A 7,579-nucleotide genomic window follows, 5' to 3' on the forward strand; every position below is an offset into this window, starting at 1 on the left:
CTCATAACGGCTCCAGCGAATGAGCCCGTTCAAATCACTTACGCCCAAATTACGTCAACTGCTCAATCCTATGGTATAACAGGAAAAGATGACCTTCTAGCGAAAATATCTGGGAATTTGGAGGCTCTTGCTGCGACTGCCGCAAAACCTTGATTAACAACGGTCAATCGTCAAACGCGGCTTTATAAAATGTCCGCTTGCGGGGCGTTTTCAGTCCAGCCCCTTTTGATTTCCATACAATCAGTTCTAATGGCTGTAATTGGCTGGATTTGCGACAGTCCGCTTTTCGGTAGCAGACCAAAAATTCTGACACTGGTCGCACAGTAAACATTGGTTGTTTGAAAATCGATTGCCGGTCAGCAACCTGATGGAACCGAAGGATGTGGTTTATCTATGGTCCGTCTTGCCTCTGCGCTTCTCGAAACAGTGGAGCAAAAATTGCAGTTCTGTTGCAGTTTGAGTCACAAAAGTGTAATATTTATTGCTGACAACAGGAGATGATGCGATGAAAACGGCAAAAATGCTAGGAATTGCAGCTGGTTTTTTTATGACAGTCACGCCCGTTTTGGCGGAAGCTCCAGAGGGTGAAATTGGCTATGCCAAAGGCGCGCTGGGCTATGATGCACTGGTTGCTGGTGATGTTCACACCGCAATTGCCCAACTAGAAGCCGCTGACGGTGTGAGTGCCAAAGATCCGGCGTGGCTTATTAATCTGGGCCAAGCCTATAAACGTACTGGCCGCACCGGCGAGGCAGCCAGAATGTTCACGGCAGCGATGAATAGCAATCGCAGCTTTGATCTGGTTCTTGCCGATGGCACGGTGATCAATTCGCGCAAGGCAGCAAAAGTGGCTCTGCATAGAATGAACAATATGCTTGCTGCACGCTAACCAAGCGAACCCATTTTTAAGAAACGGCGGCTGATGTTTAGCCGCCCTTTTTTTGCCTGTAGAAAATTGTCGACATTGCGGTGCAGCATTATAAATGCCGACGATCTGCGCTCTCACCGCCGACTGCAATAATTCTGAAATAATTTTGTCTCTGAAGCGTCATTCGAATCGCACTGACGAGTCTTTATCTATGCCTATTGGCCTGACCCGAAGGCGATGGGGTTAAGCCGGTTCGGAACCGCATCGTTTGAACATCATGTTTCAAACCAGTTCTGCGGAGACCATTTCGATGAATAAGCAAAAGTTCCATTCTATCCTTTTTGCCAGTGCGGCAGCGTTTATCGTCACTGGCTGCGGCGCGGATAGTGTCGCTTCACCCGGTGAAGGTAATATTGTTGTGTTGCCAACTCCTGCCCCTACGCCCGCACCCACGCCTACACCGACACCCACTGCAGGCACTCCTGCCGCTGATTGTCCGGTTGGCACGGCCAATGTTGGTGTGATCACCACCGGAAACGGAGAACAGGCTCGCAATTGCCAGGTGTCAGGTATTGTCCAGGGTAACCTTGTTCTGCCCAAGCGACCCAGTACCGCAAACACCGTTTACTCCCTGTCCGGCGGCGTGGAAGTCGGCGTTGACGGCGGAACAACCGGTATCCTGACCATTGAACCGGGCGTCACCATATTTGGTTCCTCTGGCGGCGACTTCCTGCTTGTTAACCGCGGATCACAGATATTTGCCGAAGGATCGGCTACCGCACCGATAATCTTTACGTCGCGCCAGAATATATTGGGTCAGACTGGCGTTGACAGTATCGGTCAATGGGGTGGCATTGTTATCCTCGGACGGGCACCGATTTCCGATTGTGCAACCGGTGGTGCCTCCAACCCCGGCGGCGCACGAGCCGACTGCGAAGCAATCGTCGAAGGCCCCTCCAACGCGGTTTATGGCGGCACGCTTCCAGCCGATTCCAGTGGACGTCTATCCTACGTCCAGGTCCGCTATCCCGGCTTTGAAGTTTCTCCTGGCAACGAATTGAACGGCATCACCATGGCTGGCGTCGGAAGCGGAACATTTTTCCAGAATATCCAGGTTCACAACAGCTCGGATGACGGGGTTGAATGGTTCGGTGGCCGGGTCAATGGCAAAAATCTTGTGATGACCGGTATTGATGATGACTCGGTGGATTCTGACTCCGGCTACAAAGGGCACAACCAGTTTGTTTTGGCAGTCCAGCGCGTTGGCGGCGGCGACCATGTGATGGAAGCGGACTCCAACGGCGATGAAGACGCCGAACCACGTCAGGATCACAAACTGGCCAATGTGACCTTCGTATCCAGCGGCGGCGATCACGTGATCCTGCTTCGTGGCGGTGGCGATTATGCATTCTATAATAGCGTTTTCACAAGCCGGAATGGCGGAGCCTGTATCGATATTGATAGTGCTACCACTGTTCAAGCAGCGGGCGCAGGTCCTGACGAGAACGGACCTCCCGTATTTCAATCGGTATTCCTGAGTTGTCCGACAGCCTTTGTCGACGATGGCAACATCACGGTCGCTCAAATACAGACTTTGTTCAACGCCGGGGCGAATAACACTGCAAACGGCACATCAACCCTTGCCAATGTCGCGGCTGCATTCCCCTTCCTGAACGGAGCCAACGAAAGCGGCATAACCCCATTTGCGGTAAGCAGCGTGAACAGCTTCTTTGAAGATGTAAATTACATCGGCGCTGTCAGAGACGCGAACGACACGCGTTTCCAAGGCTGGACTTGCGGTCTTTATGCCAATGATTGCGCGACCGCTCCGACCATTGGTTAACCCCGAGAAGACTTGCGGGATGGCGGTCAAACTGGCCGCCATCCCATTTTATATATGTGACAAGGAAAAATTCCGATGAAGAAGCGGGCCTCATTTATCTCCAGCCTTATGCTCACCACGGCGCTTTTGTCCCCTTCGGCTTTTGCGCAGACAATGCCAGCAAGCGAGCCGACCGAAGAAGAAGCACCGGCCGATGATCTGGCACCCGATGACGATGTGGATATTTCTGCGCCGGGCGGTAATTTCAGTGGCGATATTATCGTTCGCGGTAAATTTATGCCCAATCCGATTCGCGCCACATCCGAAGTTGTTTCGGTGCTCGGCGAAGCAGAAATCGCGCGCGCCGCCGATGGAGATATTGCTGGCTCGTTGCAGCGCGTTACCGGTCTGAGTGTCGTTGGCGGAAGGTTCGTGTTCGTCCGCGGCTTGGGCGAGCGCTATTCTCTTGCGCTTCTGAACGGGTTGCCTTTGCCATCCCCGGAACCATTGCGACGCGTGGTTCCACTCGACCTGTTTCCGACCAGCGTCATCGCTTCAACGGTTGTCCAGAAGAGCTATTCCGTGAATTACCCCGGAGAATTTGGCGGCGGGGTGATCAACCTCACGACCAAATCAACGCCAGAAGAGCCCTTTCTGGAAATGAAGTTCGGTATTAGCGGCAATAGCGAGACAACCGGTAAACTGGGCTATGTATATGATGGCTCTGACACTGACATTGTCGGCTACGACAATGGTTTGCGGAACATTCCAAGCGGGCTCGCAGAGGCTCTTGCGCGCAATATTCCCATTTCGGTCGGCACCGAGTTTTCCAGCCTCGATTTGCAAAGTTTCGGCGCTAGCCTCAACAATGCAAATACGAACCTGATCCAGACTAACAACGATATTCCAGCGAACTTTTCGGCAGAAATCACCGGCGGCACCACATTAGACGTCGGTGATGCCTTCATCGGCATTGTCGCGACAGCAGGGTTTGAAAATGGCTGGCGCACCCGGGCCGGATTGCAGCAGACTTCGCAGGGAATCGTCAATATCAATGGCGAAGCAGGCCTGCTTCCCGATCAGAATTTCAATTTTGTCACCACCGAGAATCGCATTATCGTCAATGGGCTGCTTGGATTGTCGGCAGAGATCGGCGAGCATAAGTTGCGTTTCACCAATCTGTATATCCATGACACTTCGAAAGAAGCATCGATCAAGGCCGGTATCGACGCGATAAATGTTGATGAAGAAACATTGCTTAACCAGGGACGCACAAGCTGGTTCGAGCGGCAACTCTTCACGACCCAGTTTGTCGGCGAATTCAAGTTTGGCGCATTTTCCGTTGATCTGCGCGGAGCCTATGCCAATTCCAAACGCGACGCACCTTATCAACGGTCATACAGCTATGCCTTTGATGATCAGACCGCCAATGATTTTGTCAACGACCTGACCTCACCTGGCCAGTCTGCACGCATCCAGTTCAGCGATCTGAATGATGATGTTTATGGCGGTGGCGCGGATCTGGGATATGAAACCAACATCGGCATACCCGTCAATCTCAACGTCGGTTATAGCTATTATCTCAATGATCGTCAGGCGCAGCGCCGAGACTTCAGGTTTGTTCCGGCCAATGGTCTTCCCAATCCCATTGAACAGGAGCGGATCGACTTTCTCCTGTCGGATTTCAATATTTTCACCCATGAAATTGAATTGCGCGAGGTGGCGGCACAATCCTCTGTACCAGCCTATGAAGCGCAACTTGAAATCCATGCCGGCTACGGCCAGATTGACGCAGAACTTGCCGATGGTCTGCGTTTGAACCTCGGTGTCCGTTACGAGGACGCGCAGCAATCGGTGACACCTATTCTGCTGCAAGGGGGAACCGCCTCTCTCGCATCCGGCATAAGCAATGACTATTGGCTGCCCGCCGGAACGCTGACCTGGAATTTTGCCGACGATATGCAGTTTCGGCTAGCTGCTTCCAAAACCGTTGCCCGCCCACAGTTTCGTGAACTGGCACCCCAGCAATTTCTTGATCTGGAAACCGACCGCACTTTTATCGGCAACCCCTTGCTGAGCGATAGCGAGTTGATCAATATTGAAGGCAGGTATGAATATTATATCGGCCGCGGTGAACGCATTACCCTTGCCGGCTTCTACAAGAAGATCGATAATCCTATTGAAAATGTAGCCTTTGTTCAAGGCGGCGGCACGCTGTTTACCGGCTTTTCCAACGCGCCAACCGCAACGCTATATGGTGCAGAAGTCGAACTGGTGAAATATTTCCCGCTATATGATCTGGGAGGCAGTTTCTTTGAAGATCGCCGCCTAATGCTTGCTGCAAACTACACTTACACCAAGTCTGAAATAAAGGTGGACGCAGGTGATCAGGCAATCAACCCGGTCACGCTTCAGCCAACCGACGCGGCCAATCTGTTCGATGATGGTGATCGTTTGACCGGCCAATCCAGCCATGTTGGCAATCTGCAATTCGGGATGGAACGGGAGGACGGACTATTGTCGCAACAAACCGTTCTGCTGACCTATAACAGCCCAAGGGTGACCGCGCGCGGACCGCAGGATCAGCCGGATCTGATCGAGAAGACAGGCTGGCGGCTCGACCTTGTATTGCGCGAGGAAATGAACATCGCTGGTCAGGATTTCGAATTGAAATTTGAAGCCCGCAATGTTCTTGGCACAGATTACAGTGAATCCCAGACGCTGGGCAGCTCGACCATTCTTAACAATGCCTATGAAGTGGGTACGCGTTTTTCGATGAGCATCGGTCTGAACTTTTGACGGGTTTCCATCGATTTCACTGTAATCTTACTGTCACCGATGAGTCCCCGATCCGTCACCTTGCCGTGCGAAAGATAGCGTGAAGATTTTACGGGGGCTATCGTGACTGAAGATTTTGCAGAACAGACCTCTCCGAACGGAAAAGCGGATGGTCGTCGCGAAGTGCCGGCTCTCGACCGGCCCTTGCTCGATCTGCCTTACAATTATTCGCGCGACCACGGGATTTTGTTCGTAGCGGGTGATAGCAAGCGCATAAAAATTGCATTGCGGCATGGTTCCGATCCTCTGTCATTGTTCGAGATACAACGTTATCTTGCCATGCCGATTGATCTCGAAATCGTCGATGAGGCCGGTTTTGAAAAGCTGTTCAACGAACATTTTGCGGCGGCTGCGAAAACCGGTCAAAACTGCCGTGATTGCCAGTGAAATGATGCGAACAGGTGACGTCATTGATGATCTTGCAGCGGATTTTTACAATGCGCCGGGTATCGTGACAGGAAGTGAAGACTCGCTTCCACTTCGCCTAATATACGGAATCATAGCAGAAGCTGCGCGACAGGGTGCTTCGGCTGTTCATCTGGAATCGAATGGGTCTGGATTGGTCATCCGTACGCGCGTCGACGGCGCGCTCGTCGAGAAACTTCGTTTACCGCCGCAGTTGGCAACTGTTGTGATCAGACTTGTAAAGCAGATGTCACGCCTGGATTTCGTTGATCAAGATTTACCACAAGACGGATTGGTGAGCCTGAATCTTGGGGGGAAGATACGGAACGTCGGCATCTCGACCCTTCCCAACACGAGCGCCAACAGAACGAGTGAACGGATCGTACTGCGTATTCTTGACGAACAAATCACATCAAGCGCGCTCCAGCTGCTTGGCATGTCAGAGCATATCCGACAGATTTTGACAGATGCACTCGCTCAGCCTGATGGCCTGATACTGGTTTGCGGCCCTGCCGGTTCGGGCAAGACGGCCACGCTCTATGCCGGAATGAAGCAACTGAATGACGGCACCCGCAATATATTGACGGTCGAAAACCCGATAGAATATGCCGTCGAAGGCACGGGACAGACCCAAATCAATACCGAACGCGGCCTGAATTTTGCAAATGGTCTGAGGGCGATCCTCCGACAGGATCCCGATGTTGTCATGGTTGGCGAGATAGCTGATCGCGAGACCGCCGCAGTAGCAGTGGAGGCGTCTCTCAACGGCCATCTGGTCCTATCGGCTATAAACACCAATGATGCTGTTAGCGCGATTGCGCGATTGCGCGATTTGCACGTGGATCCGTTCCTTATGGCGTCCTCGCTTCGGGCTATCATCGGTCAGCGGACGGTTCTCAAGCTCTGCGAGCATTGCCGAATTCCGATACAGGCAGAAGGTTCACTTGCTTCCCTTCTGGGCTTTGATCGTGGCACGGTGGTCTTTCGGGAAACGGGCTGCAATCTTTGCAACCAGACGGGATTCCAGGGGCATATCGGTGTGTTCGAGGCGATCCGCATTGACGAGACGACCCGCAGGCTTATCAATGGTGGAGGCGATGAAGCGCGCATATCAGCTCATGCCTTTTACAAACAACCCGGCTTGGCATCGGCCGCCCGCAATATGGTCCAGCAAGGCGTCACAACAGCAGAAGAGGGTATAAGAATATCTCGACGGGAACCCATCGCGGTAAGCCATTTGCGCCGAATCTAGCTTTTCACGATATGGGAGCGAGAGAATCACGCGGAGAATATTGCCCAATCCATTCACGGACTTCAGTCGAGCACATGAAAAATTCAAAATCCAGGCTGGCGCTTTCAGGGTGCCGACCAGCGGTCCAATACCTCAAAAGATTCACGCTCGCTGAGCCGATGGCGATGGATTAATTATTTGATCACAGGCCAAAGAGCGGAAACAGGTAAAAATGAACGGCCGCTTTCAGAAAACTCAGCTTAGTCTTCGTACTTCCGGTATTGGGGCGCTAGCGGACCAGCAGCTTTTATTTCCCACCCAATCAGGTGGAATGACCGAAACTGGGTGGTTACCCATGAGTCTATTTTATACAATTCAATCAGATAACAGCGCCCTAGTATCGGCGATGGAACGA

At 52.3% G+C, this 7,579-nt stretch carries 6 protein-coding genes; all 6 read left to right on the forward strand.

Annotation, left to right across the window (positions count from 1 at the left end; genetic code table 11):
• The first annotated feature begins 505 nt into the window (after positions 1-505).
• Positions 506-889 (forward strand): hypothetical protein, encoded by a 384-nt coding sequence (locus tag V7680_RS14225; protein WP_335653927.1) that lies wholly within the window; start codon positions 506-508, stop codon positions 887-889.
• 289 nt (positions 890-1,178) lie between these two features.
• On the forward strand, positions 1,179-2,711 hold the full coding sequence (locus tag V7680_RS14230; RefSeq protein ID WP_335653928.1) for a hypothetical protein: 1,533 nt from the start codon (positions 1,179-1,181) through the stop codon (positions 2,709-2,711).
• 75 nt (positions 2,712-2,786) lie between these two features.
• Positions 2,787-5,489, forward strand: coding sequence for a TonB-dependent receptor domain-containing protein (locus tag V7680_RS14235; RefSeq protein WP_335653929.1), 2,703 nt, complete (start codon positions 2,787-2,789; stop codon positions 5,487-5,489).
• A 102-nt stretch (positions 5,490-5,591) separates the two neighbouring features.
• A complete protein-coding gene (locus tag V7680_RS14240; RefSeq protein ID WP_335653930.1) occupies positions 5,592-5,915 on the forward strand; it encodes a hypothetical protein in 324 nt (107 codons plus the stop codon).
• Between the two features lies 1 nt (position 5,916).
• A complete protein-coding gene (locus V7680_RS14245; RefSeq protein ID WP_335653931.1) occupies positions 5,917-7,185 on the forward strand; it encodes a GspE/PulE family protein in 1,269 nt (422 codons plus the stop codon).
• 211 nt (positions 7,186-7,396) lie between these two features.
• Positions 7,397-7,579: hypothetical protein (locus V7680_RS14250; RefSeq protein WP_335653932.1), on the forward strand; the 183-nt coding region annotated here is incomplete at its 3' end.

The sequence above is a fragment of the Parasphingorhabdus sp. genome, from assembly GCF_036963705.1.
GTDB lineage: Bacteria > Pseudomonadota > Alphaproteobacteria > Sphingomonadales > Sphingomonadaceae > Parasphingorhabdus.

Bases quoted from the DNA above. Each gene is read 5' to 3' on its own strand.
- V7680_RS14225 (WP_335653927.1), top strand. From the start codon at position 506: ATGAAAACGGCAAAAATGCTAGGAATTGCAGCTGGTTTTTTTATGACA.
- V7680_RS14235 (WP_335653929.1), top strand. From the start codon at position 2,787: ATGAAGAAGCGGGCCTCATTTATCTCCAGCCTTATGCTCACCACGGCG.
- V7680_RS14230 (WP_335653928.1), top strand. From the start codon at position 1,179: ATGAATAAGCAAAAGTTCCATTCTATCCTTTTTGCCAGTGCGGCAGCG.
- V7680_RS14245 (WP_335653931.1), top strand. From the start codon at position 5,917: ATGATGCGAACAGGTGACGTCATTGATGATCTTGCAGCGGATTTTTAC.